The 22,862-nt window shown below is 59.3% G+C and carries 23 protein-coding genes, 1 tRNA gene and 1 pseudogene; 9 read left to right on the forward strand and 16 right to left on the reverse strand.

Translation table 11 applies throughout. From position 1 onward, the window contains the following. Nucleotides 1-6: 6 nt before the first annotated feature. Complete coding sequence (locus PSH76_RS05910) at nt 7-813, reverse strand: cytochrome c (RefSeq protein WP_278915816.1); 807 nt, start codon at nt 811-813, stop codon at nt 7-9. A gap of 653 nt (nt 814-1,466) precedes the next feature. Here PSH76_RS05910 and PSH76_RS05915 point away from each other — a divergent pair. The 3 genes from PSH76_RS05915 (at nt 1,467) to PSH76_RS05925 (ending at nt 5,765) form a co-directional block, all read left to right on the forward strand. After that, complete coding sequence (locus PSH76_RS05915) at nt 1,467-2,672, forward strand: acetyl-CoA C-acetyltransferase (RefSeq protein ID WP_305493729.1); 1,206 nt, start codon at nt 1,467-1,469, stop codon at nt 2,670-2,672. A gap of 16 nt (nt 2,673-2,688) precedes the next feature. Beyond that, nucleotides 2,689-4,833 carry a 3-hydroxyacyl-CoA dehydrogenase NAD-binding domain-containing protein gene (locus tag PSH76_RS05920; RefSeq protein WP_305493730.1) on the forward strand — a complete coding sequence of 715 codons (2,145 nt, stop codon included), beginning with the start codon at nt 2,689-2,691 and terminating at the stop codon, nt 4,831-4,833. A gap of 206 nt (nt 4,834-5,039) precedes the next feature. Then, nucleotides 5,040-5,765, forward strand: coding sequence for an amidotransferase (locus tag PSH76_RS05925; RefSeq protein ID WP_032895712.1), 726 nt, complete (start codon nt 5,040-5,042; stop codon nt 5,763-5,765). On the opposite strand, the gene PSH76_RS05930 is transcribed toward PSH76_RS05925, so the two are convergent. The 3 genes from PSH76_RS05930 to PSH76_RS05940 all read right to left on the reverse strand — a co-directional run bounded on the left by PSH76_RS05930 (nt 5,762) and on the right by PSH76_RS05940 (nt 8,540). Then, a complete protein-coding gene (locus PSH76_RS05930) occupies nt 5,762-6,733 on the reverse strand; it encodes a magnesium and cobalt transport protein CorA (RefSeq protein ID WP_003193449.1) in 972 nt (323 codons plus the stop codon). The genes PSH76_RS05925 and PSH76_RS05930 overlap by 4 nt on opposite strands. Nucleotides 6,734-6,891: 158 nt before the next feature. After that, a complete protein-coding gene (locus PSH76_RS05935) occupies nt 6,892-7,635 on the reverse strand; it encodes a 1-acylglycerol-3-phosphate O-acyltransferase (RefSeq protein ID WP_044275131.1) in 744 nt (247 codons plus the stop codon). A gap of 212 nt (nt 7,636-7,847) precedes the next feature. Further along, nucleotides 7,848-8,540 (reverse strand): crotonase/enoyl-CoA hydratase family protein, encoded by a 693-nt coding sequence (locus PSH76_RS05940; protein ID WP_305493731.1) that lies wholly within the window; start codon nt 8,538-8,540, stop codon nt 7,848-7,850. A gap of 321 nt (nt 8,541-8,861) precedes the next feature. Here PSH76_RS05940 and PSH76_RS05945 point away from each other — a divergent pair. Next, nucleotides 8,862-8,951: transfer RNA gene (locus tag PSH76_RS05945), tRNA-Ser, on the forward strand. An 85-nt stretch (nt 8,952-9,036) separates the two neighbouring features. Here the strand turns inward: PSH76_RS05945 and PSH76_RS05950 are convergent. Then, nucleotides 9,037-9,306 (reverse strand): short-chain dehydrogenase, encoded by a 270-nt coding sequence (locus tag PSH76_RS05950; RefSeq protein ID WP_138762377.1) that lies wholly within the window; start codon nt 9,304-9,306, stop codon nt 9,037-9,039. Between the two features lie 539 nt (nt 9,307-9,845). Here PSH76_RS05950 and PSH76_RS05955 point away from each other — a divergent pair. Further along, on the forward strand, nt 9,846-10,973 hold the full coding sequence (locus tag PSH76_RS05955; protein WP_305493732.1) for a saccharopine dehydrogenase NADP-binding domain-containing protein: 1,128 nt from the start codon (nt 9,846-9,848) through the stop codon (nt 10,971-10,973). Between the two features lie 2 nt (nt 10,974-10,975). After that, nucleotides 10,976-11,473: a DUF2269 domain-containing protein gene (locus PSH76_RS05960; protein ID WP_305493733.1), complete on the forward strand. Its 498-nt coding sequence runs from the start codon at nt 10,976-10,978 to the stop codon at nt 11,471-11,473. Between the two features lie 51 nt (nt 11,474-11,524). Here the strand turns inward: PSH76_RS05960 and PSH76_RS05965 are convergent, their stop codons facing one another. The 7 genes and pseudogenes from PSH76_RS05965 to PSH76_RS05995 form a co-directional block, all read right to left on the reverse strand. Further along, entirely contained in the window at nt 11,525-11,893 is a 369-nt protein-coding gene (locus tag PSH76_RS05965; RefSeq protein WP_305493734.1) for a DoxX-like family protein, read from the reverse strand. After that, the gene (locus PSH76_RS05970; protein ID WP_305493735.1) at nt 11,890-12,342 is read right to left on the reverse strand and encodes a thiol-disulfide oxidoreductase DCC family protein; all 453 of its coding nucleotides are present in this window, start codon (nt 12,340-12,342) and stop codon (nt 11,890-11,892) included. The genes PSH76_RS05965 and PSH76_RS05970 overlap by 4 nt, the downstream gene beginning before the upstream one ends. 133 nt (nt 12,343-12,475) lie before the next feature. After that, on the reverse strand, nt 12,476-13,516 hold the full coding sequence (locus PSH76_RS05975) for a DMT family transporter (RefSeq protein WP_305493736.1): 1,041 nt from the start codon (nt 13,514-13,516) through the stop codon (nt 12,476-12,478). A gap of 69 nt (nt 13,517-13,585) precedes the next feature. Then, the gene (locus tag PSH76_RS05980; protein WP_032895768.1) at nt 13,586-13,921 is read right to left on the reverse strand and encodes a hypothetical protein; all 336 of its coding nucleotides are present in this window, start codon (nt 13,919-13,921) and stop codon (nt 13,586-13,588) included. Nucleotides 13,922-14,163: 242 nt separating this feature from the next. After that, nucleotides 14,164-14,529, reverse strand: coding sequence for a DUF2784 domain-containing protein (locus tag PSH76_RS05985; RefSeq protein ID WP_098950656.1), 366 nt, complete (start codon nt 14,527-14,529; stop codon nt 14,164-14,166). 50 nt (nt 14,530-14,579) lie between these two features. Further along, a complete protein-coding gene (locus PSH76_RS05990) occupies nt 14,580-14,906 on the reverse strand; it encodes a helix-turn-helix domain-containing protein (protein WP_305493737.1) in 327 nt (108 codons plus the stop codon). After that, nucleotides 14,890-15,141, reverse strand: a pseudogene (locus PSH76_RS05995) (type II toxin-antitoxin system RelE/ParE family toxin); the annotation flags it as partial. The pseudogene PSH76_RS05995 and the gene PSH76_RS05990, both read right to left, overlap by 17 nt. A gap of 223 nt (nt 15,142-15,364) precedes the next feature. Between PSH76_RS05995 and PSH76_RS06000 the strand changes: the two are divergent. Beyond that, nucleotides 15,365-16,051, forward strand: a complete 687-nt coding sequence (locus PSH76_RS06000) for an HAD-IA family hydrolase (protein WP_098950657.1) — start codon at nt 15,365-15,367, stop codon at nt 16,049-16,051. A gap of 131 nt (nt 16,052-16,182) precedes the next feature. On the opposite strand, the gene PSH76_RS06005 is transcribed toward PSH76_RS06000, so the two are convergent. Further along, the gene (locus PSH76_RS06005) at nt 16,183-16,929 is read right to left on the reverse strand and encodes a 3-oxoacyl-ACP reductase family protein (protein ID WP_003193340.1); all 747 of its coding nucleotides are present in this window, start codon (nt 16,927-16,929) and stop codon (nt 16,183-16,185) included. 107 nt (nt 16,930-17,036) lie between these two features. Between PSH76_RS06005 and PSH76_RS06010 the strand changes: the two genes are divergently transcribed. Continuing rightward, entirely contained in the window at nt 17,037-17,960 is a 924-nt protein-coding gene (locus PSH76_RS06010; protein ID WP_138762370.1) for a LysR family transcriptional regulator, read from the forward strand. A 105-nt stretch (nt 17,961-18,065) separates the two neighbouring features. Here the strand turns inward: PSH76_RS06010 and PSH76_RS06015 are convergent, their stop codons facing one another. The 3 genes from PSH76_RS06015 to PSH76_RS06030 all read right to left on the reverse strand — a co-directional run bounded on the left by PSH76_RS06015 (nt 18,066) and on the right by PSH76_RS06030 (nt 21,562). Beyond that, nucleotides 18,066-18,794: an aspartate/glutamate racemase family protein gene (locus PSH76_RS06015; protein ID WP_032895778.1), complete on the reverse strand. Its 729-nt coding sequence runs from the start codon at nt 18,792-18,794 to the stop codon at nt 18,066-18,068. Between the two features lie 13 nt (nt 18,795-18,807). Then, a complete protein-coding gene (locus PSH76_RS06020; RefSeq protein WP_305493738.1) occupies nt 18,808-20,337 on the reverse strand; it encodes an NCS1 family nucleobase:cation symporter-1 in 1,530 nt (509 codons plus the stop codon). Nucleotides 20,338-20,827: 490 nt separating this feature from the next. Further along, nucleotides 20,828-21,562 (reverse strand): phosphoadenylyl-sulfate reductase, encoded by a 735-nt coding sequence (locus PSH76_RS06030; protein WP_278917912.1) that lies wholly within the window; start codon nt 21,560-21,562, stop codon nt 20,828-20,830. Nucleotides 21,563-21,713: 151 nt separating this feature from the next. Between PSH76_RS06030 and thrH the strand changes: the two genes are divergently transcribed. After that, on the forward strand, nt 21,714-22,331 hold the full coding sequence (gene thrH / locus PSH76_RS06035; protein WP_032895783.1) for a bifunctional phosphoserine phosphatase/homoserine phosphotransferase ThrH: 618 nt from the start codon (nt 21,714-21,716) through the stop codon (nt 22,329-22,331). The last annotated feature ends 531 nt before the right edge of the window (nt 22,332-22,862 follow it).

The raw sequence follows: 22,862 nt of genomic DNA on the forward strand, positions 1-22,862 counted from the left end.
GCAGGCTCAAGGTTGCTGTTTGCGGCCTGCCATGTGCCGCAGGTACCCCACCAGCAAATCCAACTCAGTGTCCGGCAATACACTGGCTGTAAACGCCGGCATCTTCGCCTGTGGCCAATGCCTCAGGCTTTGCGGATCGCGGATATAACGCTTGAGGAAATCGCCGCTGAAATACTCGGTGGGGTTGTAGGGCACATTCAGGTCCGGGCCCATCTGGGCATCACCGCCGCCATTGAGGCGATGGCACGCCAGGCAGTTCTTCTGGAACAACGCAAAGCCCTGGTTGATCGGGTCGTTCGCCGCCAGCTTCGGGTCGGGCAATAACGCCGGGAAACGCTCGCCAACCGTCTGCAACTGCTTGAATTTCGATACCTGGAACGGCCACTGTTCGGGGCTGATATGCCCGGCTTCAGGGTGGGTCCAGACCAGATAGAACGGCCCGGCGCTGGGCTTGCCTTGCGCCAGCGGTGGCCATGGATGCGCCGGGTCTTCCACGGCCAGCCAGGCGCGGGCGCCGTTTTTTTCCAGTAACGGCGCGGCGGCAAGTTCGGCGGCAAAACCATCAAGGGCAACGGCTTGCAGGTGGTTCGCAGGCTTAAGGCCCGGTAAGAGCACCGCGAGGGGCACCGCGCGATAGGTCATAGTGCGCTTGTAGGACACATCATCGACGATCTGCACCGTCTGAGCGTCGGGGTGCTTGAGCAACTCGGCGGTCTGCCAGGTCTTTTGGCTGTGGTCCAGCTCGATGGTCAAGGGTGCCGCCGCCGCAGGCAGGCTGAGCAGCAGGGCAAAAAGGGCGAGGATCGGTTTCAAGGCACAGGCCCGTTGCAAGAGAGTAAGGGCGCACACGATAACGGAAAACGGCAGGTAAAAAGACAGCCCCTGCAACAGGCGCGCTAAGCGCAATATCCTGGCAGGTGCTGCCAAAAGCTGCTGGCCTGGTGCGGTGCGTTCACCACAGGTGGGAGCGCAATCGTCACCCAATAACCTTGGGTAAATTGGGCAAGATCAGAATCAGGGTGGTGGCGAACAGAATAAGTCCCGCCTGACGTACTTTCGATTGTTTGAACATGGCTGACTGCCTTTTCTTTTGTTGTTATTCCTGAGCGTCAAATGCGTGCCGTTGTATTCAGTATCGCGAGGTGACGTTGCACTTTTCTTACAGCCGCTCCAGCAAAACCCGGCAGCAGCGTCTTACAGGTTCAACCTTAGAGCGCCCGTTCTTTCTGGCTTAGACCCATTTCATATCAGCTAATAAGTATTTGCGCTAAAAACGGCATGAGGCTTATTGCCATCTTGGCGCCAACCCTAGGGCTAGACCGCTAAAACGATTAATCAGAGTTTTCCCATAGGCACCTACCGTTCGTCCGAGCGAGGGGGTCAAAAGCAATGAGCGCATCCGTCATTGAAACCGTGTCAATCGGGCCTAAGGTAGGGGCACACACCCACAGCGGTTCGAGGATGTCATGACCCAAGCTTTGATCTTTGATGCGATACGCACGCCCCGGGGTAAAGGCAAGGCCGACGGTGCCCTGCACAGCGTCAAACCGGTAAACCTGGTGGCTGGCCTGCTTACGGCGCTGGCGCAACGCAGCGACCTCGACACCCGCCAAGTGGATGACATCGTCCTGGGCTGCGTCACACCGGTGGGGGACCAAGGCGCCGATATCGCCAAGACCGCCGCGCTGGTGGCGGATTGGGACATCAGCGTGGCCGGTGTGCAGGTCAATCGCTTCTGCGCTTCAGGCCTGGAAGCGGTGAACCTGGGGGCAATGAAGGTGCGTTCCGGCTTCGAAGACCTGGTGGTCGTCGGCGGCGTCGAATCCATGTCCCGCGTGCCCATGGGCAGCGATGGCGGCGCCTGGGTGCTCGACCCGCAAACCAATATGCACAGCCACTTCACCCCCCAAGGCATTGGCGCCGACCTGATCGCCACCCTGGAAGGCTTCACGCGCCAGGATGTCGACAGCTTTGCCCTACAGTCCCAGCAGAAAGCCGCTAGGGCGCGGGCAGACGGTTCCTTCAATAAGTCGCTGATCGCGGTGCACGACCAGAACGGCATCGTGCTGCTGGACCATGACGAATTTATCCGTGGCGACTCAACCCTCGAGGGCTTGGGTAAGCTCAAGCCCAGCTTCGAAATGATGGGCCAGATGGGCTTCGATGCCACCGCGCTGCGGGTCTACAGCCACGTGGAGCGCATCCATCATGTGCATACACCGGGCAACAGCTCCGGGATCGTGGATGGCGCCGCGTTGATGTTGATCGGCTCCGAGGCCAAGGGCCGCCAGCTGGGCCTGCAACCACGGGCGCGCATTGTCGCCACGGCGGTGACCAGCACCGACCCGACCATCATGCTCACCGGCCCCGCGCCGGCCACTCGCAAGGCGCTGGCCAAGGCCGGCCTACGGGTTGAAGACATCGACCTGTTCGAAGTCAACGAAGCCTTTGCTTCGGTGGTGCTCAAGTTCATCAAGGACATGGGTATCGACCCCACACGGGTCAATGTCAACGGCGGCTCCATAGCCATGGGCCACCCCTTGGGCGCCACCGGCTGCGCGATCCTCGGCACCTTGCTCGACGAGCTGGAGGTGCGCCAGCAACGCTACGGCCTGGCCACCTTGTGTGTCGGCGGTGGCATGGGTATCGCCACCATTATCGAACGCCTCTGAGCCTAAGGAATTTGTCATGACCGATGCCATTCGTTACGAAAAAGGCCAGGACCAGATCGTGGTGCTGACCCTCGACATGCCCGGCCAGAGCGCCAACACCATGAACGCCGCCTACCGTGAAGCCATGGCGGCCACCCTCACGCGCCTGGAAGCGGAAAAGGACGAGATCGCCGGGGTGGTGATCACCTCGGCCAAGAAGACCTTTTTTGCCGGCGGCGACCTCAATGAGCTGATCAAGGTCGACAAAGCCCAGGCCAAGGCGTTCTACGACAGCGTGTTGGTGTTGAAAGCGCAATTGCGCCGCCTGGAAACCATCGGCAAACCGGTGGTGGCTGCGATCAATGGTGCGGCCCTGGGCGGTGGGTGGGAGATATGCCTGGCCTGCCACCACCGGGTCGCGCTGGACGACAAGTCCGTGCAACTGGGCTTGCCGGAAGTCACCCTTGGCCTGTTGCCAGGAGGCGGCGGCGTGGTGCGTATGGTGCGCATGCTCGGCCTGGAAAAAGCCTTGCCGTATCTGCTCGAAGGTAAAAAAGTCCGGCCTGCCCAGGCCCTGCAAGCAGGCTTGATTGACGAGTTGGCGGCGGATCGCGAGGCATTGCTGGCCCAGTCCCGCGCCTGGGTTCTGGCTAATCCCGAAGTCAGGCAACCCTGGGACAACAAGGGCTACGCGATTCCCGGCGGCACGCCGTCCCACCCTAAAGTCGCGCAGATGCTCGCCATTGCACCGTCGATTTTGCGCAGCAAGACCCAGGGCTGCTTCCCCGCGCCGGAGAAAATCCTCTGTGCCGCCGTCGAGGGCGCCCAAGTGGACTTCGACACCGCTCACCTGATCGAAACCCGCTACTTCACCGAGCTGGTGACCGGGCAAGTGGCAAAAAACATGATCGGCACCTTCTGGTTCCAGCTCAACCAAATCAATGCCGGCAGCTCACGCCCCCCGGGCTATGCGCCCTACGTCACGCGTAAGCTCGGTGTGCTCGGCGCCGGGATGATGGGCGCGGGCATCGCCTATGTCAGTGCCTGTGCGGGTATCGAGGTGGTGCTCAAAGACATCACCCTGGCCGCCGCCGAAAAAGGCAAAGCCCATTCAGCTGCATTGCTGGACAAGAAAGTCAGCCGTGGGCAACTGACCGCCGAACAGCGCGAAACCACCCTGGCGCGCATTCATCCTACCCAGGATGACGCCGACCTGGCCGGCTGCGACCTGATCATCGAGGCCGTATTCGAAGACCGCGCACTCAAGGCCAAGGTCTCGGCCGCAGCGCAAAGCGTGGTGGGGGCCAACGCTGTGATCGCCTCCAACACCTCCACCTTGCCCATCAGCGGCCTGGCCACGGCAGTGCCCGATCAAGCCAAGTTCATCGGCCTGCACTTCTTCAGCCCCGTGGACAAGATGCCCCTGGTGGAAATCATCAAGGGTGCGCGCACCAGCGACGAAACCCTGGCCCGAGGGTTTGACTTCGTACTGCAAATCAAGAAAACCCCGATTGTGGTCAACGACAGTCGCGGCTTTTTCACCTCGCGGGTATTCGGCACCTTTACCAACGAAGGCATCGCCATGCTCGGCGAAGGCGTGGCTGCGCCGATAATCGAGACCGAAGCGCGCAAGGCCGGGATGCCAGTGGGGCCGTTGGCGGTGTCCGATGAAGTGTCCCTGAGCCTGATGAGCCATATCCGACAGCAAACGGCCAAGGACCTGCAGGCCGAAGGCAAGGCCATGCCGAACCATCCGGCGACGGCGGTGATTGATCTGTTGGTGAACGAATACAAGCGCACGGGCAAGGCGGCGGGCGCTGGTTTTTACGACTATCCCGCTGGCGGCCAGAAGCACCTGTGGCCTGAGCTGAAAACCCGCTTTGAACAGCCTGGCAAGCAAATCTCACCCCAGGACGTGCGTGACCGCTTGCTGTTTATCCAAGCCATCGAAACCGTACGCTGCGTGGAGGAGGGCGTGTTGATGTCCACGGCGGACGCCAACGTTGGTTCAATCTTCGGCATCGGCTTTGCTGCATGGAGTGGCGGTGCGTTGCAGTTTATCAACCAGTACGGGCTGAACGACTTCATCGCCCGCGCCCGCTATCTCGCCGAGGAGTACGGGGAGCGCTTCTCGCCGCCGGCGTTATTACTGGAAAAAGCCGCAAAAGGCGCACTGTTTTAGACGTTTCACTGTAGGAGCGAGCTTGCTCGCGAAGAACGCACAGGCAACGCTTTAATCCAGGCTACCTGCATTATCGTTGACGTTTTTCGCGAGCAAGCTCGCTCCTACAGTGTGTGTGGGCGCCCATTGAGGGCTTGCTTTGGGGATGTATTTCAGGGCAGGCTCTGGGGTGTGCAATATTCCCATCGCCGTGTCAGGTATTTTTTATGTCGCTACGCGTCTGCATCCTGGAAACCGATATTCTGCGTCCCGCTTTGATCGATGAGTACCAAGGCTATGGGCAGATGTTCAAGCGCCTGTTCGCCAAGCAACCGATTGCCGCCGAGTTTGTCGTCTACAACGTGGTGCAGGGCGAGTACCCGCCGGATGACGAAGTGTTTGACGCGTACCTGATCACTGGCAGCAAGGCCGATTCGTTCGGGACCGACCCTTGGATCCAGACCCTCAAGACCTACCTGCTCACGCGCTATGAGCGTGGCGACAAGCTGCTGGGCGTGTGCTTCGGCCATCAATTGCTCGCGCTGCTGCTGGGCGGCAAGGCCGAACGGGCCAGCCAGGGCTGGGGCATGGGCACCCACGACTACAAGCTGGACGCCAAGGCCCCGTGGATGAGCCCAGAGGTGCCTGAACTGAGGATGTTGATCAGCCACCAGGACCAAGTCACTACATTGCCGGACAATGCCACGGTCATCGCCTCCAGCGAATTCTGCCCGTTTGCCGCGTACCACATCGGCGACCAGGTGCTGTGCTTCCAGGGCCATCCGGAGTTTGTTCACGACTATTCCCGCGAGTTGCTGGAAATCCTTCAGACAACCCTGGGTGAAAAGGTCTACAGCAACGGCGTGGCCAGCCTGGAACGCGACCACCACGGCGTCACCGTGGCGGAATGGATGATGCGCTTCGTTGCGCATCAGCCTGAAGCCAAGGCTTAAAGCCAGCCCGAACGCTTGAAGCTGGCCCATAAACCGGTACAGCCCAGGGTAATAAACCCGAGCACCGCAAAATAGCCGTAGTGCCATTGCAGCTCGGGCATGTTCTGGAAGTTCATCCCATAAATCCCCGCCACCGCCGTGGGGAACGCCAGGATCGCCGCCCACGCGGCGAACTTGCGCTGCACCACGCTCTGGCGCGAGGCCTCCAGCAGCACACCGATCTCGATGGTCTGGCTGGCTATATCGCGCAAGGTGGTGAGGTCTTCCATCTGCCGCGTAACGTGGATTTGCACGTCACGAAAATACGGGCGCATGTTCTTGTCGATAAACGGGAAGCTGAGCTTCTGCAATTCCTGGCTGATCTCCACCATCGGCGCCACGTGCCGCTTGAGCCGCAACACATCGCGGCGCAAGCCGTGGAGGTGTTGGATATCGCGCTCGTTGAGCGAACTGCACAGCACGTTACGCTCCAACTCATCGATCTCGGCGTGGATCGCCTCGCTCACCGGCTGATAGTTTTCGGTGACAAAATCCAGCAGCGCATAGAGTACGAAATCTTCCCCATGCTCCAGCAACAACGGGCGCGCCTCACAACGCTGGCGCACAAAACCGTAGGACGCCGAGTGGCCGTTGCGTGCGGTGATGATGTAGCCGTTGCCGGCAAAGATATGGGTTTCGATAAACTCCAGCTTGCCGTTCTCGCGCACCGGGGAGTAGGTGACGATAAACAGCGCGTCGCCGAAGGTTTCCAGCTTCGGGCGGCTGTGTTTTTCCATGGCATCTTCGATCGCCAGCTCGTGCAGGTTGAACTGGCGTTGCAGGTTGTTCAATTCCTGGGCACTGGGCTCTTCCAGGCCGATCCACACAAAGTGCCCAGGTTTGGCGGCCCAGGCCGCGCCTTCATCGAGAGTAATATCCGAGACTTTCTTACCGGCGCTGTAAACGGCAGCCGCAACAACTCTACCCATGGTGCTGATCACTTCTTATCAAGAGGACAGATGTTGGGCAGCTTAGCCTGAATGGCGTTCCGTTGTTGCTCACCGACATTGCCCACTTCCCTGTAGGAGCGAGCTTGCTCGCGAAAATCGTCACCGATAACGCAGCGCCATCAGTTGACCCGCATCGCTTATACGTTTTTCGCGAGCAAGCTCGCTCCTACAAGCTCACGGTCCATTTGTGCAATGCACTCATCCATCTGCGTCTGACACGTCTGCAGTAACTGAGGGATGTCATCCACCGTCAACCCACAGGTAGGAATCGGCGGCAACGAGCGTATCAGCACACTGCCGCTGGCCCAGCGATTGAGCTTCATCTGCGTCACGTAATTGCTGACACACACCTGCACGATAGGCACACCGGCCGCAATCGCCATATGGAACGCGCCTTTCTTGAACGGCAACAACCCTTTGCCCAGGTTGCGCGTGCCCTCCGGGAACACCCAGATCGACGTGTCCTCATGCTGCAAGGTATGCGTGGTGGTCAGCATCGCACGCCGCGCCTTGTGAGCATTGCCACGGTCGATCAGCACATTGCCCGCCAGCCAGAACAGCTGGCCGAACAGCGGTACCCATTTCAGGCTTTTCTTGGCGATGCAGACCGTGCGGTGCGGCACTACATTGCCGAGCACAAACAGATCGTAGTTGGACTGATGGTTGGCGATCACCACGCAGGTACCGGGCTTGTTGCGCAGCGAGTCGACGTCGGCCTTCACGTTCAAGCCCAGGATCCGCATGGCTGGCAACGCATAGAGGCGAGCACAAAGGCGACTGTTGTCCGGATTGAACGGCCGGCACACACCGACCAGCACACCCAGCACGCCAGCGATCATAAAATGCAGGCCCATCAACAACATACGCAACAGAAAAAGCATCGACACGGCCCATCGGGACAAAAGGTGGCGCAGTGTACGGATGTGCACTGTATTCGGCAATTGCCCCTACAGACGTAGGAGATAGCCGATGTTTAAGCGCATGTTTCCACATGGGCCGATAACGGCTAACTAGAGCGGCTACGGACGTTTCATATCTATAGGTAAGAAAAAGCCCGACTCAAGGTCGGGCTCAGGCACGAAAGGTGTAGGACTTAGCTCAGGCTATGGCCCTGATCCTGGATGATTGCATCGTCCAGCGCTTCGAGCAGTGCGCGGCGCACTTTCAACTTGGTGTGCTTGTGGGCGTTCATATTGATCTTCTTCAACTGCCGTGCCGCTTCCAGTGCAGCCGCGTGCAGTTCTTCCGGTGCCACCACCTTGTCGAGGAAACCGGCGTGCAGGGCGCCTTGTGGATCAAACATCTCGGCATTGATCACCGAACGCTGAAACGCCGACTTACGCAGGCGATCGCGCGCCAACTCGATACCGGCGTGGTGCATGGTCATGCCAATCGCCACTTCATTCAGGCCAATGCTGAACGGCCCTTCGACGCCAATCCGATAATCGGCCGCCAACAACAGGAACGCGCCCTTGGCCACCGCATGCCCAGGGCAGGCCACGATTACCGGGAACGGATGCGCCAACATCCGCCGCGCCAGGGTCGAGCCTGAGGTCACCAGGCTGATTGCCTCTTTAGGGCCGGCGGTCATTACCTTCAAGTCATAACCGCCCGACAAAATCCCCGGCGTGCCCGTGATGATCACCACCGCCCGATCCTTCTCGGCCTGATCCAGCGCCGCATTAAACTCACTGACCACCGCCGGAGAAATGGCATTCACCTTGCCGTTGCTCAGGGTCAGGGTCGCGATACCGTCTTCGAAGTGGTAGGCAATCAACTCACTCATGACGCGGTTCCTTGTAGGGCTTGTTATAGAGATAGATGCACAGACGTTACTCACCACGCCCGCGCGGGTAAAGCGCCGTGACTGACTACCCAGTCAGGCTTTTGCCTCATCCCCAAGGGTAGACACCCCGGAGCAGGGCGCAGCAAGCATTCCAGACGCGTGCCGCCACTGCCTGAGAATGGCACAATCACCACCCCCTGTCGGGCGGTGAATGGCATAACGGTCTAACCGCATGAAAATTCTGAAAAAAACCTTTGCCATCAGAAAGGCTTTCGACTACATTAGCGCGCCTCGACAGACTGAACTGGTTTGACGAGATACGGTGAAGTGTCCGAGTGGCTTAAGGAGCACGCCTGGAAAGTGTGTATACAAGAAATTGTATCGAGAGTTCGAATCTCTCCTTCACCGCCAAATTCGATGTAAACAAAACCCCTGGTTTCGAGAGAAACCAGGGGTTTTGTGATTTCTGGGGTTTGAAAAGTCCAGCTTTATCAGGTCACGCGCTTGGCATATCCATTCGCCTTCCTATGACGTCCAGCAAATCGCAGCCGTCGCGCAAAGGGATTGAACAAAGCAACGCAAAATCACTGAGTACAACCGCATCACTACCGATCTCACTGCGTAGTGCGAGGTTCTCGAGGACTTGTGTAACAGCACGAAGTCGATAGGTCGCAGCGTCGAGGAGTATTTCCAATGGCACGGTGGTATCGACAAAAAGGGCAGGTGTGGCGCTGTCGTTGCTGGTAAGTGCTATGTATTGGTTCATGCGTAAAGTCCGTTCGCTTGGAGGGGGAGAAGCCACCTATTAGTCGCCAAACAAAAGGTGGCAACTGTACGCAGGTTGGCGAACCGGCATAAGAACGGACAAAGACCGGCAGACCCGAGGGTCTCCCACGCACAGCTACCATTGAGCAGCTTATTGCGTGCAGGGGCATCCCGCAAATCAGCCGGGAGGCTTTTGCCATCTTATAGTCGAGTCGCCAAACCCGGTCGCCATATGGGCGACCAGAAGACTATAGGCATTGAGGTTTTAAAACGGCAGCCTGTCGCTTCTGAGTAATGTGTAGGACGTTGCCCAAAGCCACCAACCCCTGTGCGATTGAAGGCGCACATGTAGCTCGAACCTACTATGGCGACGGGTGGTGTGATCATGACCCGTTGCATTGACTCACAACCGTAGCCATTTCCTCGAGGCTCCCCGTTGATCCTGGCTCAAGAAGCTGAACAAATCGGGTATCTTTAGCCGACTCAGCCGCCAGTTTTCCTCAGGCTCAGCGCATGATCGATTGTTTAGGGAAGAATGGAATGACACTCAGGGTGTTGGTAGTCGGTGGCTACGGCAATTTCGGCAGCATCGTTTGCCGGCATCTGGTGGTGGCGCCGGGCATTGAACTGGTGATCTCGGGTCGCGATCCACATAAGCTGCAGCGCAAGGTGGATGAGCTGAAAAGCCAGTCGAACACCGCTTGCGAGGGTTGGTGTGGCGATGCCATGGGCGCCGGGTTCGCCTCCGTTTTGCGTTCGATGAACATCAAGTGGGTGATCCACACCGGCGGCCCGTTCCAGGGGCAGTCCTATGCTGTCGCCCAGAGTTGCATCGACGCTGGCGTGAACTACTGCGACTTGTCCGACTGCCGCACCTTCGTCAACGGCGTGAGCGTGCTGGATGCACAAGCACGGCAGGCAGGCGTGGCGATCCTTAGCGGGTGCAGCTCAGTGCCGACGCTGTCGTGCGCCATCATCGATCAGTATCGCTATCGCTTCACCCGTATCGACTCGATCGAGCACGGTATTTCCTCCTCGGCCAAGATGCCGGGCCTGTCCACCGTCGAAGGTGTGCTGGCTTACGCGGGCAAACCCATCAAGCAGCTCAGGCATGGCCAGGTGCATGAAGTGCTGGGCTGGCAGGACCTGACGCTGCGCAAAATGCCTGGGCTTGGCACGCGGGTGTTGGCCAATGTGGATGTGCCCGACATGGACATTTTTGCTGGCCGCTATGGTGCCCACACCCTGAGCTTCAAGGCTGGTGCGGGGCTCAAGCTTGGCGGTGTCGCCAACTATCTGCTGGCCCAGGCGCTGCGGTGGGGCGTCGTGCGTGACCATCTTGCCTGGGCTGCGCGGCTGCATCGGCTGGGTACTTGGTTCGAGCGCTTTGGCGATGGCAAAAGCGCGATGTACATCGACGTGAACGGCCTCGGTGCAGAAGGGCAACCGCTGTCCCTGGCGGTGCAACTGACGGCGCTGAATGACAAAGGCCCGGAAATCCCCAGCTGTGCCGCCGTTGCTCTGGCCCTCAAAGTCGCCCAAGGCTATGTGCCTGAACCCGGTGCGCGGCCGTGCGTTGGCGAAATCACTGTCGACGAATACATGGCCGCCATCAACGACCCGGCGAACCTTAGCCTGGCCGTGCATTTCTCTGACGGGCAGGGCTGACCATGCTCTATCTGAGCCTGAAATACATCCACATCATCGCGGCGATTTTCCTGTTTGGCTTCGGCATGGGCTCGTATCTGTATCTGATCGCCGCGAGCCGTACGGCCAACCCGCAAGTGATTGCCCATGTGGCGCGGATGGTGGTGCAGTTCGATACTTGGATCACTACGCCGGCGGGCGTCATTCAGATCATTACCGGCTTTGTGTTGATCAAGCTTGCCGGACTTGGGTTGACCACCGAATGGGTGCTGACTTCGCTGATCATCTTCCTGTGTGTGGGGGCTCTTTGGCTGCCGGTGCTGGTGCTGCAGAAGCGTTTGCAGCAAATGGCGCTCAGCGCGGTTGAGACGAGCAGGGCGCTTGGTGATGGATACCGCAGCGTCTATAGGCAATGGTTCTGGATGGGTGTTTTGGGTTTCTCTGGGATGTTTGTGATCGTGCTGATCATGGTTACTAAGATGACGCCATGGCAGTTGATTGGGCTGTTGCTGTATGGCTGACATCAGCGCTGGCCGTTGCACTTGAGGCGCTCGGGCTGAAATAAATGCCGTTCAGGGCTTGGTATTCCAAGCCACCGCACATAACGCCAAACCCGCCACATTCAGCGACACAGGATTAAACGCTTCCCTGAGCATCGACGGGCTGAACACCGCCACATCCACCAGCAGCCCCGCCAGCGCAGTCGCAGCCACTACAAGCGGCCAGACACTGCGTGGCCAAAGCAGTATCCATATCGCCAGGGCAATTTCCCCAACCCCCGCCAGCGTGGCGAACAACTGCACCTGCTCGATCCCGTGCGCCTGGATCATTGCCCGCTCACCCTGGCTTAGCCACAGCAGCTTCGGCACCAGCCCATGGTAGGCAAACATGAAAGCCAGGCCGCCCCGGGCGATCCAGTTGATGCGCAAAAGGGGATTCATGGCTGATCCTTTAAAAAGCGCTGTTCATGATCCGCGTTCGGCAACAGACAGGTATCGTATTTCCCGAACAGCCGATAGCGATTGCGCGCGATGCGGTCGTAAGCCCAATCCCGAAGAAAGCGCGGGATGCCACGCAGGAGCAGCATTGGGCGCCAGCGAGCAGGCAGTTGCGCAATGATTTCGAACACCGCCTCCGAACGCTCCCAACAGTGCCGATCGCGGATCACTGCGAGGGTGTCGAACTGCTCCAGCGGCAACCCCGCCCACGCCAACAGCGCCTGGCCCTCGGGTGACTGCACGGCGGCTAATCGCAAGCGCCGTTGGTGGTCGTGGCGGATCAGAAACCTTGCCCAACCGTTACACAGCTTGCACACCCCGTCGAACAACACCACGGTTTCACCGGGCTTGAGGAATGGCGCGGGGGTAGGGCGGGTGTCGGAGGCAGGCATGTGCGTAGGTCCAGTCTGGCCGGGTTAGCCTGAATCATACCTGCCTTCGCCTGCACTGTAGTGTTTGGGGTTAGCTACCCCCAATGGGCTTCAGGATTGGAGAATACCGAAGTCTCTTCACACCAAACGATCCTCAATGCCTATGCCGATGATGCACATCAGGAAAGTGCGCATGGCTGTGGGTCATCACCTTGTGAACATGCACATGACTGTGCGGCTGCGCCGGATCCCACTCAAACCCATGCTCATGTTGATGATGCTCATCATGCACATGCCAATGCCCATGCTCCGTCGCCTCATGCAGATGCTCATGAGCATGTCGCTCCGTCAGGTGCAGCCACACGCCCAAGGCCATCAGCGCCGAAGCAATCCAGAACGCCACGCTCACCGACTCGCCAAATGCCAGCAACGCCACTGCGGCACCGAGGAAAGGTGCGGTGGAGAAATAAGCCCCGGTGCGCGCACTGCCCAGCCCGCGTAGCGCCAGCACGAACATCACCAGGCTGATGCCATAGCCGAGGAACCCCACCACCAGGATCGGCGCCAATTGCGCCACGCCCGGAATCTGCGCCCCCAGATAAAGCCCCAGGCTGCAATTCACCAACCCCGCAATCAAACCCTTGGCGCCAGCGATAAAGAGCGCGTCAGACGCCGACACCTTGCGCGTCAGGTTGTTATCAATGCCCCAGCACAAACACGCCAGCGCGACGGCGAGCGGTCCGGTCCAGTCCTGGTGGCTGCTGTCAGCACCGGACCACGACAACACCACGCCGCCCAGCACAATGGCAAGCATGCCGAGGACGATGCGTCGGTCGGCGTTTTCGCGGAACACGACCCAGGCGATCACGGCGGACAGTACCGACTCAAGGTTGAGCATCAGGGAGGCGCTGGCGCTGGTGGTTCGGGTTAGGCCGAACATCAATGCAACGGGGCCGAAGATGCCGCCGAAGGCGATGGCGCCAAGTAGCCAGGGCCATTCCGATGGAGTTAGCCCGGTAGGTTTCCAGCCGCGATCACGGATCAAGCGCACACCGGCAAGGCCGATGCCGCTGCCGAGGTAGAGCAGGCCGGCGAGCAGTATGGGCGAAAGGCCCAGGCCAAGGCTTTTGGCGAGCGGGGTGCTGGCGCCGAACAGGGCGGCAGCCGCGAGGGCGTAAATGATGCTGAGGTTCATGGGCCATCCTCGAAAGTCAGGCCCATGATACGTCGCTTACCGGGGTCAGCGCCCTGGCAAATTCGTACTTTATTGCGCGGTTTTCAGCTTGATCACATCACCGGAGATCTTGGTGGTATAGCCGTTCAATACCCAGGCCCAGAACCACTTCTCTTGCACTTGAGTGTTGATCAGCGCGTCGCCGCCCTTGGCCTTGATGGCTGCATCTTGAGCGCGTACGAAGCGGTTGTTCTGGCCGATCGGGATGACGCCCAGCAGCATGATGCCGGTGGCGCTGGCTTCGCTGTGGCCGAGCACGGTGTACTGGCTGGCGTCGTATTGCTGGGTTTTCATGGCGGTGCCGGTGCAACCTGCCAGGGTGAAACCAAGTACGGCTGCTGCTACGACTTTACTGAGGTATTTCACTTATAACTCCATAGATTCAAGCTCGAGATTCAATTCTCGGGGGCGACACTCTAAGCGCTCAGCTGGCAGATTGAAATCGATCAGCGAGGCTGGGATGCAGATGGCTCAGTCTGGCGCGTGCTTTGCGGTGATCCCATCGCAGCCTCGCTGGGGCTCGACAGCTCCCACATTTGCGCTTCGGCGTGTCATAGATGCAACCACGACGGATTGAGGTGCGCTGATTCTTCACCAGCGCAACTGTCTCAAGCCTGTACGTAACGCCGGATAACCCGCCCATACACCGCGAGGTTGATCACCACCACCACGGCTCCCAGCAGCAATTGGATATTGGCAGTCAGCCCGGCGGGGTAGATCAGCGTGAGGATGTAGTGCTCGATAAACCCGCCGCCATAACCGTCCTGCCCGGCCAGTTGGCGAAACAGGTTTTCCCAACGGGTGAGTGGGCAGGGCAGGTGCAGCACCTCTACCGCGATGCCCCAGGCAACGGCGGGCAAGTGCAGCCACATTACCCTGGGCCACTTCAGGGTGAGCAGGCCGCCGAACAGCACGAACAGGATAAAGGCCAGGTGGAACAGCACGAGGCCGTCGGCGGCTAGGCGGTAGAGCATGTTTGAGCTCGATCTGAGTAAAGGAATACGTGAATTCTTGCCGGGTGAAGTTATAGCTCCAGTTGACTGGCATTGATACCGAACGCCTTGGCTATCTTTTCCCGCGTGGTGCGACGAGGTTTGCTGACCGCTTCCTGCTGGGCAAATGCCGATTGTGAAATACCCAGGCGTTGGGCGACTTCTTCCTGGGTCAAGCTCAGGTGCTCGCGCCACGCGCGGATAGGTGTTACGCCATCCACCAGGCGGCTGACTACCGCATGGGGGATCAGGTTTGGATCTTTTTGCTGCGCCACATAGTGTTCATAGGGAATCACCACATAGGCTGGCTTGCCCTGCGTATTGTGGATGATCTGTACGGCAGTAGGTTCGCTCGTCACGTTTTTTAACCTCTTGGATGCTGACGACCTGGATGCTGCCGTCCCAGTCGAAAAGGACCCGGTAATGACCTACCCGCAAGCGATAGCTGTGAGGATGGTTAACCAGCACCTTGACGTTGATTGCATCGGGCATGTGTTCAAGAGCGGACACGGCATCGCGTACCTGTTGCTGATGAAATGAATGCAACCGAAGCAATTGTTTGACGGCTTTTCGCGTCCAGTGGATTGAGTTCATGGAGGTTAATAAGTCTTTTATAAGGTTTGCAATCGGTATTTTCAGATCCGTGTCGACGGGTCATGGCGTTGTCCTCTCAAACCCTAGACGGCCGCCGTCAGCGCCGATGGTTAAAACTGTTGCTTGGTATGAATCAACGGTTGGTCCACGAAGGTTGCTTGCAGGCAACGAGGGCCGTTATTGTGCTGAATCCTTTTAGTCCTCGCCCCAAGGTTGTGTTGTGATGAATGCACCGCGTACCGCTGTCCCGATCAAGGCCGTGATTTTCGATATGGACGGGTTGTTGCTGGATACCGAAGGCATCTACACCGAAGTGACGCAGATCATTGCCGAACGCTATGGCCGTACCTACGACTGGGGCATCAAGCAGCACATCATCGGGCGGGGCGCGCAGGATTTGGCCGATTACGTGGTCAAGGCGCTGGACCTGCCGATCACGCCCGCCGAGTTTCTGGAAATACGCGAACCGCTGATGAGCGAGCGTTTTCCCAAGGCCCTGGGCATGCCCGGTGCAGAGGCGTTGGTGCGGCACTTGAAGGCGCACAATATTCCGATTGCGGTGGGCACCAGTTCATCGCGTAATTCGTTTGGCCACAAGACCACCCTGCACCGTGAATGGTTTGGCCTGTTCGACACCATCGTCACCGCCGACGACCCGGAAGTCGGCGCCGCCAAGCCCGCGCCAGATATCTTCCTCACCGCCGCGCTCCGGTTGGGTGTAGCGCCTGAGGATTGCCTGGTGTTCGAAGACTCGCCGTTCGGCGTGACGGCGGCGAAGGCTGCGCACATGACCGCCATTGCGGTGCCTGATGAGGCGATGGCTGACAGCAAGTACCAGCATGCTGACCTGATTATTCGCAAACTCGCCGACTTTGACCTGGCCGCCTACGGCTTGCCTCCCATGGCCTGACCCCGCGCGGTCAAAAATGTGGGAGCGGGCTTGCTCGCGAATGCAGGGTGTCAGTCAGTAGATTTATCAACTGACCCACCGCCTTCGCGAGCAAGCCCGCTCCCACATTTGGGTTGCGGTTCTGCAAAGAATCAGGCGCTGAAACCACCATCGATGGTCAGGCTGGCGCCCGTGATATAGCCCGCTTCCGGCCCAGCCAGATACGCCACAAAACTGGCGATCTCCTCCACATGCCCATACCGACCTACCGCCATCAACCCGATCAGGCTTTCGGCAAAATCACTGTTCGCCGGGTTCATATCGGTGTCCACCGGGCCAGGCTGCACGTTGTTGATGGTGATGCCCCGTGGCCCCAGGTCTCGTGCCAACCCCTTGGTCAACCCCACCAGCGCCGCTTTGCTCATGGCGTAGGGCCCGCCACCGCCAAAGGGCATGCGTTCGGCGTTGGTGCTGCCGATATTGATCACCCGGCCACCTTCGCCCATATGCTTGGCGGCTTCCTGGGTGGCGATAAATACGCTGCGTACGTTGATCGCCAAGGTCTGGTCGAAGTCTTCCAGCTTGAATTCGTCCAGCGGCGCGATGGCCAGCACGCCAGCGTTATTCACCAGGATATCCAGGCGTCCAAACGCCTCGACTGTAGCGTTGACCGCCGCGCGAATCGCCGTGGCATCGGCGCTGTCGGCCTGTATCGCCAGGGCTTTGCCGCCTTCGCTGATCACTTCGTTCTGCAACGCTTGGGCCTTGGCGGCCGAACTGACGTAGGTAAAGGCAACCGCTGCGCCCTGGGCGGCGAGGCGCTTGACGATGGCGGCGCCGATGCCGCGGGAACCGCCTTGAATCAAGGCGACTTTGCCGGTGAGGTTGTGTGTGGTCATGTCGATCTCCGAGGTAGTTGATGGGGCGAGTATCGACCTCACCCGCCCAGCTCGGTAGCCCGTGGTTGCTATAGTCTGTGTAAACCAAAAGTTTAGAGTGGGGCGATATGGAAAGCTTTGGCAGTATCGAATGCTTTGTGCGCAGCGCCGAGGGTGGCAGCTTTGCCGAGGCTGCACGGCACCTGAGCCTCACGCCTGCTGCAGTGGGTAAAAGCGTTGCCAAGTTGGAGGCGCGCCTCGGTGTGCGGCTGTTCCAGCGCAGCACTCGGCGCTTGGCGCTGACCGAAGCCGGCAAGGTGTTCCTGGAGGAAGTCAGTGGCAGCCTCACCACCATTCAGAATGCGGTCGCCAACCTGGCCAGTGCCGAAGGGCGGCCGGTGGGTACGCTCAAGGTCAGCATGGGGCCGGTGTTCGGCAATCGGTATGTGGTGCCGTTGTTGGGCGAATTTATGCGGCGCTGTCCTGATATCAGCCCGGACTGGCACTTCGATAACCGCCAGGTCGACCTGATCGGCCAAGGCTTCGATGCGGCCATCGGCGGCGGGTTCGAGTTGCCCCAAGGTGTGGTAGCGCGCAAGTTGACGCCGGCGCACCGGGTGCTGGTGGCGTCGCCGGATTACCTGGCGCGACGCCTTCCGGTACTGGTGCCCGAGGACCTGTCGCACTGCCTCGGCATCTTGATCCGCTCGCCGCAGACTGGCCGGGTGCGTTCGTGGCAACTGACCAATCGTGAGCGCGAGCACAGCCCTTTAGTGCTGAAACCGGCGATGACCATGAGCGACTCCGAAGCCGCGTGCTGCGCCAGTGCCCAGGGCCTTGGCATCGCGCTGGTGAGCATGCCAATGGCCGTGCCGTTCCTGGACAGCGGGGCGCTGGTGCGGGTGTTACCCAACTGGTATGTGGACGACGGCAATATTTCCATCTACTACGCCGAGCATAAGTTGCTGCCGGGCAAGACGCGGGCGTTTGTGGATTTCATTATTGAGCAGTTTGCCGAGCAAAAACTGGCTCAACGGTTCAGTGCTATCTGAGCAGGGCGGTATATCGAGTTGTGGCCATCGCGGGCAAGCCCGGCTCCCACAGTGATCGCGATCCAATGTGGGAGCCGGGCTTGCCCGCGATGCAGGCGCATCGGTCTACCGCCCGAACTTACCCGGCCAGCCGATGACCTTCTTTGGTCGCGGCGTGGCGTACGTCCTGACCTTGGACGTCGACAACCCCAACCGCACCAACGACTCGGCCACCATCACCGCCGCCGTCACCCCGTCCACCACCGGCACCCCGGTGCGCTGGCGAATCTGCTCATCCAGTCCGGCCATGCCGCCGCAGCCCAGGCAGATCACCTCGGCCTTGTCGTCGCGAATGGCCAGTTCCGCCTGGCGCACGATAGCTTCCATGGCGCCCAGCGGGTCGTCTTCCAATTCCAGCACCGCCATGCCGCTGGCGCGCACCGAAGCGCAACGCTGGTAGAGGCCGGCGAGTTTCAGCCGGTCTTCAATCAGCGGCACAGTGCGGTCCAGGGTGGTCACCACCGAGTAGGCGTGCCCCAGGAACATCGCGGTACTGGCCGCCGCTTCGGTGATATCCACCACCGGTACATTGAGCAGTTCCTGCAGGCCTTCACGGCCATGCTCGCCATAGCCGGCCTGGATCACCGCATCAAAGGGCTGGTCGTAGGCCATCACCCGGTCCATCACGGCGATGGCCGCCAGGTAGCTTTCAAAATTGCCTTCCACCGATTCGGCGCCGAAGTACGGGGTGAGCCCGACAATCTCGGTGCCCGGTGACGCCACGGCCCGTGCTTGCTGGGCGATGGTCTCGGTGATGGATTCGGTGGTGTTGACGTTGACCACGAGGATACGCATGGAAAGTCCTTGTTTAGTGACTGACGTTATCGACGGCAATGCTTTCGCCGCTGACATCGGCGTAGTGCGGTTGACGCTTGGCAATCAGCAGGTACAGCAACCCCGCGATGCCTGCGCCAAACAACCAGGAAAACGGCGAGACGCTGGCAAACCCCGGCAACAGCGCCAGCAGGATGGCGATCACCGCCGCTGGAATAAACGCCGCCACCGCACGCATATTCACCCCTCGGCTGTAGTAATAAATGCCTTGGGGGTCTTCGCTATACAGTTGTGGCACGTCCACCTGGCTTTTACGGATCAGCCAGTAATCGACCATGATCACCCCGTACAACGGCCCCAGCAGCGCGCCCAGGCCAGAGAGGAAGTACACGATCACCAACGGGCTGTTGTAGAGGTTCCACGGCAGGATCAGCACGGCAACAAAAGCGCTGATCAACCCGGCGCGGCGGAAGTTCAGGTACTTGGGCGCCAGGTTGCTCAGTACAAAGGCCGGAGCGACGAAGTTGGCCATGATGTTCACCGCCACGGTGACGATCAGGAAGGCCAGGCAGCCGAGCACCAGAAAAAAGGTGTTGGGGATCGCCGCGATGATCTCGGTCGGGCTTTCGATCACCCGGCCATTGAGCTGGAACTGCCCGCCGCACAGCAGCACGGTGATGGCGGCGAACACCAGGATATTCACCGGCAGGCCCCAGAAGTTGCCGACCTGGATGGTCTTGCGGCAGGGTGAGGAACGGGCGAAGTCGCAGAAGTTGAGGATCAAGGTGCCGTAGATCGCCAGCCACAGCGCGCCGCCGGCAAAGATATTGCGCCACATCTCGCCGCCACTCAGGGGCTCGCGGATCGACCAGGCAATCTGCCCGTTCGCCTGGAAGTACATCCAGCCGGCCAGTGCGGCCACGGTCAGCAGAATCACCGGCCCGGCGAAGCCTTCATAGCGACGTACCATTTCCATGCCGTAGGCGAGGATCACCAACTGCACCAGCCAGATCGCCACAAAACACGCCCAACCCAGGGACGACAGGCCGAGAATCGAGTCGTGGTCATAATCGGCAAACCCTGGATGAATGGCCGTCAGCAACACGCGGAAAACCACCGAGGCCAGGTAGGTCTGGATCCCAAACCAGGCAATCGCAATTACCGCCCGAATCAATGCCGGAATTTGCGCCCCATGAATACCGAAACTGATGCGGCTGATAACAGGAAACGGCACACCGGTCTTCTGCCCCATGTAGCCCGACAAGTTCATGAAGAAGTACACCAGCGCCGCGCCGATCCCCAGGGACAGCAATATTTGCCAGCCGCCCAGGCCCAATGCATAGAGGCCGATGGCGAATGAATAATTGGCGATGTTGTGCACGTCATTGGTCCACAACGCAAAGATGCTATAGCGCCCCCAGCGTCGGCCTTCGACCTTGGTGGGCGCCAGGTCCTTGTTGTGCAGGCGCGGGCTGAGCACCAGCGGGCCGGGGCCTGTGGCTGCAGGGTTTAATGGGGAGGAGGGCAGATCCAGTGCGAGGGTGTTCGAGAGGCTTGTACGCATTCCGGCAGGCTCCAGCGCATCTGCAGCAAAGCGGCGGATGGCAAAGTGTATGTAGGTTTTGTATTGATTGTATACAAAGCGTACTTGTGCCTAAGCCATATGCGTGCCAATTCTCGATATATGAAAATCTTGGCTAATGTCGTTTTTATATAGGTTGAGAATAACTTACTGAATTACAAACGTTATAAATTGACCGTTTGAACAGGTATTTATTTTTTTGTTAATTGCAGGGCTATTTATAGACAGCGCCATGGGCGCAGAGAGATGTTACGTTTTGGTGCGTTGTACATTAAGTTGCACACAAAAATGGCACCTATGGTTACAAGGTTGTGTACAAGATTTTCCCGGCCACAAAGCAAATTTCGCTTTCTGTAGGAGCGAGCTTGCTCGCGAAAAACTTAACGACCCCGCGTTTATTCAGGAAGCCCGCGTTATCGTTGACGTTTTTCGCGAGCAAGCTCGCTCCTACAGAGGCGGTGGTGTCAGAGGCTCAAGCCTTGCTGATGATATTCCCCGCATGCAGCCCGCATTCCTTCTGCGTGGCTTCTTCCCACCACCAGCGGCCTTCACGTTCATGCTGGCGGGGCAATACCGGCCGGGTGCACGGTTCGCAGCCGATGCTGATGAAGCCGCGCTCATGCAGGCTGTTGTACGGCAGCTCCAGCATGCGGATGTAGCCCCAGACTTCTTCGCTGGTCATCTGCGCCAGCGGGTTGAACTTGTACAGGGTACGTTCCGGCGTGGAGAACGCCGTATCGATTTCCAGCGCCGCCACCTGGCTGCGAGTGCCGGGGCTCTGGTCGCGGCGCTGGCCGGTGGCCCAGGCACTCACACCTGCGAGTTTGCGGCGCAGCGGTTCGATCTTGCGGATGCCGCAGCATTCGCCATGGCCGTCCTTATAGAAACTGAACAGGCCTTTGTCTTTGACGAAGGGCTCCAGCTTGCTCGGGTCCGGCGAGATCAGTTCGATGTCGATCTTGTAGAACTCACGCACCTGCTCGATAAACCGGTAGGTCTCCGGGTGCAGGCGGCCAGTGTCGAGGCTGAACACCTTGACGTTCTTGTTCAGCTTCCAGGCCATGTCCACCAGCACCACATCCTCGGCACCGCTGAAGGAAATCCACAGGTCATCGCCGAACTGGCTGAACGCCAGCTTGAGAATGTCCTGGGCAGACTTGTTGGCATAAGTCGTGGCGAGTTCAACGACGTCGAAGGCTTGGTTCATCAGGACGGTTCCTACAGGTCAGTGGCGCTGAGCGCTCTCTAGGAGGGCGATGGTATCAAAATCTGTCCCGCGTTGCGGCGGCGGGCGTGAGTCGCTAGAGTTCGGCAGTCCTTTTGCTCGCTCAACTAACAACATCTAATAGGAGTGTCGTGTGGAAATTGCCTGCCTTGACCTGGAAGGGGTGCTGGTTCCGGAGATCTGGATCGCCTTCGCCGAGAAAACCGGCATTGAGTCCCTGCGGGCCACCACCCGTGACATCCCCGACTACGACGTGCTGATGCAGCAACGCCTGCGCATCCTCGACGAGCATGGGCTCAAGCTGGCCGATATCCAGGCCGTGATCGCCACACTCAAGCCGCTGGACGGCGCCATCGAGTTCGTCAACTGGCTGCGTGAGCGTTTCCAGGTGGTGATCCTGTCCGACACCTTCTACGAATTCTCCCAACCGCTGATGCGTCAGCTGGGTTTCCCGACCTTGCTTTGCCACCGCTTGATCACCGATGAAAACGACCGGGTGGTGAGCTACCAACTGCGCCAGAAAGACCCCAAGCGCCAATCGGTGCTGGCATTCAAGACCCTCTACTACCGCGTGATCGCTGCCGGTGATTCCTACAACGACACCAGCATGCTGGGTGAAGCTGACCGTGGGATTCTGTTCCATGCGCCGGAGAATGTGATTCGCGAATTCCCGCAGTTCCCGGCGGTGCATACGTTTGAAGACTTGAAGAAAGAGTTTATCAAGGCGTCGAATCGGCAGTTGAGCCTGTAAGTTATGTGGCGCGGCTGATTGCCCCATCGCAGCATAGGTATCTACACAATTTTGTAGGTTGTAGCAGCCAACGGTAACCACGATGCGAAGCGAGCCGCTCTTGATCTTGATCTGCTTGTGATCTTGATCTCAGGCGCCCCGTTAAACCACGCTGGCCGGAATTCGACAGGGATTTGGGGGGTAAACCGGCAGGGATGCCGGTTTAGCCGCCCCGCGCCATGGATGGCGCGTGGCGGCGGCCCCCCAAATCACTGGCGGATTACGGGCACACCGAGCCCAAGCGAGGTGCCGAGTGGTGGGGCAAGAGCGTTTTGCTTACTTTTGCGCTGTTCAAAAGTGAGCCGCCGTCAGGGCGGAACCCTAAGTAGCCGTTACCTAAATAACGGATATGTACTCAATCTAATCCCACATCCCGGTCGGCTGTCAGGCCGCTTTCGCGAGCAAGCCCGCTCCCACAGTTTGATCGCGGGGCGTCAGGTAGATAAGCATCGGCTATCCGGTCGTCACGGGAGCAAGCTCCCTCACCACAGG

Origin of the sequence: Pseudomonas sp. FP215 (assembly GCF_030687795.1) — a bacterium.
In the GTDB taxonomy this organism is placed as follows: domain Bacteria; phylum Pseudomonadota; class Gammaproteobacteria; order Pseudomonadales; family Pseudomonadaceae; genus Aquipseudomonas; species Aquipseudomonas salmasensis.

What these genes read in the sequence shown, in the direction of transcription:
- PSH76_RS05975 (WP_305493736.1), bottom strand. Translation starts at nt 13,516, where the DNA reads ATGAACCTCAGCATCATTTACGCCCTCGCGGCTGCCGCCCTGTTCGGC.
- PSH76_RS06000 (WP_098950657.1), top strand. Translation starts at nt 15,365, where the DNA reads ATGAATGCACCGCGTACCGCTGTCCCGATCAAGGCCGTGATTTTCGAT.
- PSH76_RS05965 (WP_305493734.1), bottom strand. Translation starts at nt 11,893, where the DNA reads ATGAATCCCCTTTTGCGCATCAACTGGATCGCCCGGGGCGGCCTGGCT.
- PSH76_RS06015 (WP_032895778.1), bottom strand. Translation starts at nt 18,794, where the DNA reads ATGCGTATCCTCGTGGTCAACGTCAACACCACCGAATCCATCACCGAG.
- PSH76_RS05925 (WP_032895712.1), top strand. Translation starts at nt 5,040, where the DNA reads ATGTCGCTACGCGTCTGCATCCTGGAAACCGATATTCTGCGTCCCGCT.
- PSH76_RS05920 (WP_305493730.1), top strand. Translation starts at nt 2,689, where the DNA reads ATGACCGATGCCATTCGTTACGAAAAAGGCCAGGACCAGATCGTGGTG.
- PSH76_RS05970 (WP_305493735.1), bottom strand. Translation starts at nt 12,342, where the DNA reads ATGCCTGCCTCCGACACCCGCCCTACCCCCGCGCCATTCCTCAAGCCC.
- PSH76_RS05955 (WP_305493732.1), top strand. Translation starts at nt 9,846, where the DNA reads ATGACACTCAGGGTGTTGGTAGTCGGTGGCTACGGCAATTTCGGCAGC.
- PSH76_RS05930 (WP_003193449.1), bottom strand. Translation starts at nt 6,733, where the DNA reads ATGGGTAGAGTTGTTGCGGCTGCCGTTTACAGCGCCGGTAAGAAAGTC.
- PSH76_RS06030 (WP_278917912.1), bottom strand. Translation starts at nt 21,562, where the DNA reads ATGAACCAAGCCTTCGACGTCGTTGAACTCGCCACGACTTATGCCAAC.
- PSH76_RS06020 (WP_305493738.1), bottom strand. Translation starts at nt 20,337, where the DNA reads ATGCGTACAAGCCTCTCGAACACCCTCGCACTGGATCTGCCCTCCTCC.
- PSH76_RS05985 (WP_098950656.1), bottom strand. Translation starts at nt 14,529, where the DNA reads ATGCTCTACCGCCTAGCCGCCGACGGCCTCGTGCTGTTCCACCTGGCC.
- PSH76_RS05915 (WP_305493729.1), top strand. Translation starts at nt 1,467, where the DNA reads ATGACCCAAGCTTTGATCTTTGATGCGATACGCACGCCCCGGGGTAAA.
- PSH76_RS06005 (WP_003193340.1), bottom strand. Translation starts at nt 16,929, where the DNA reads ATGACCACACACAACCTCACCGGCAAAGTCGCCTTGATTCAAGGCGGT.
- PSH76_RS05935 (WP_044275131.1), bottom strand. Translation starts at nt 7,635, where the DNA reads ATGCTTTTTCTGTTGCGTATGTTGTTGATGGGCCTGCATTTTATGATC.
- PSH76_RS06010 (WP_138762370.1), top strand. Translation starts at nt 17,037, where the DNA reads ATGGAAAGCTTTGGCAGTATCGAATGCTTTGTGCGCAGCGCCGAGGGT.
- PSH76_RS05960 (WP_305493733.1), top strand. Translation starts at nt 10,976, where the DNA reads ATGCTCTATCTGAGCCTGAAATACATCCACATCATCGCGGCGATTTTC.
- PSH76_RS05940 (WP_305493731.1), bottom strand. Translation starts at nt 8,540, where the DNA reads ATGAGTGAGTTGATTGCCTACCACTTCGAAGACGGTATCGCGACCCTG.
- PSH76_RS05950 (WP_138762377.1), bottom strand. Translation starts at nt 9,306, where the DNA reads ATGAACCAATACATAGCACTTACCAGCAACGACAGCGCCACACCTGCC.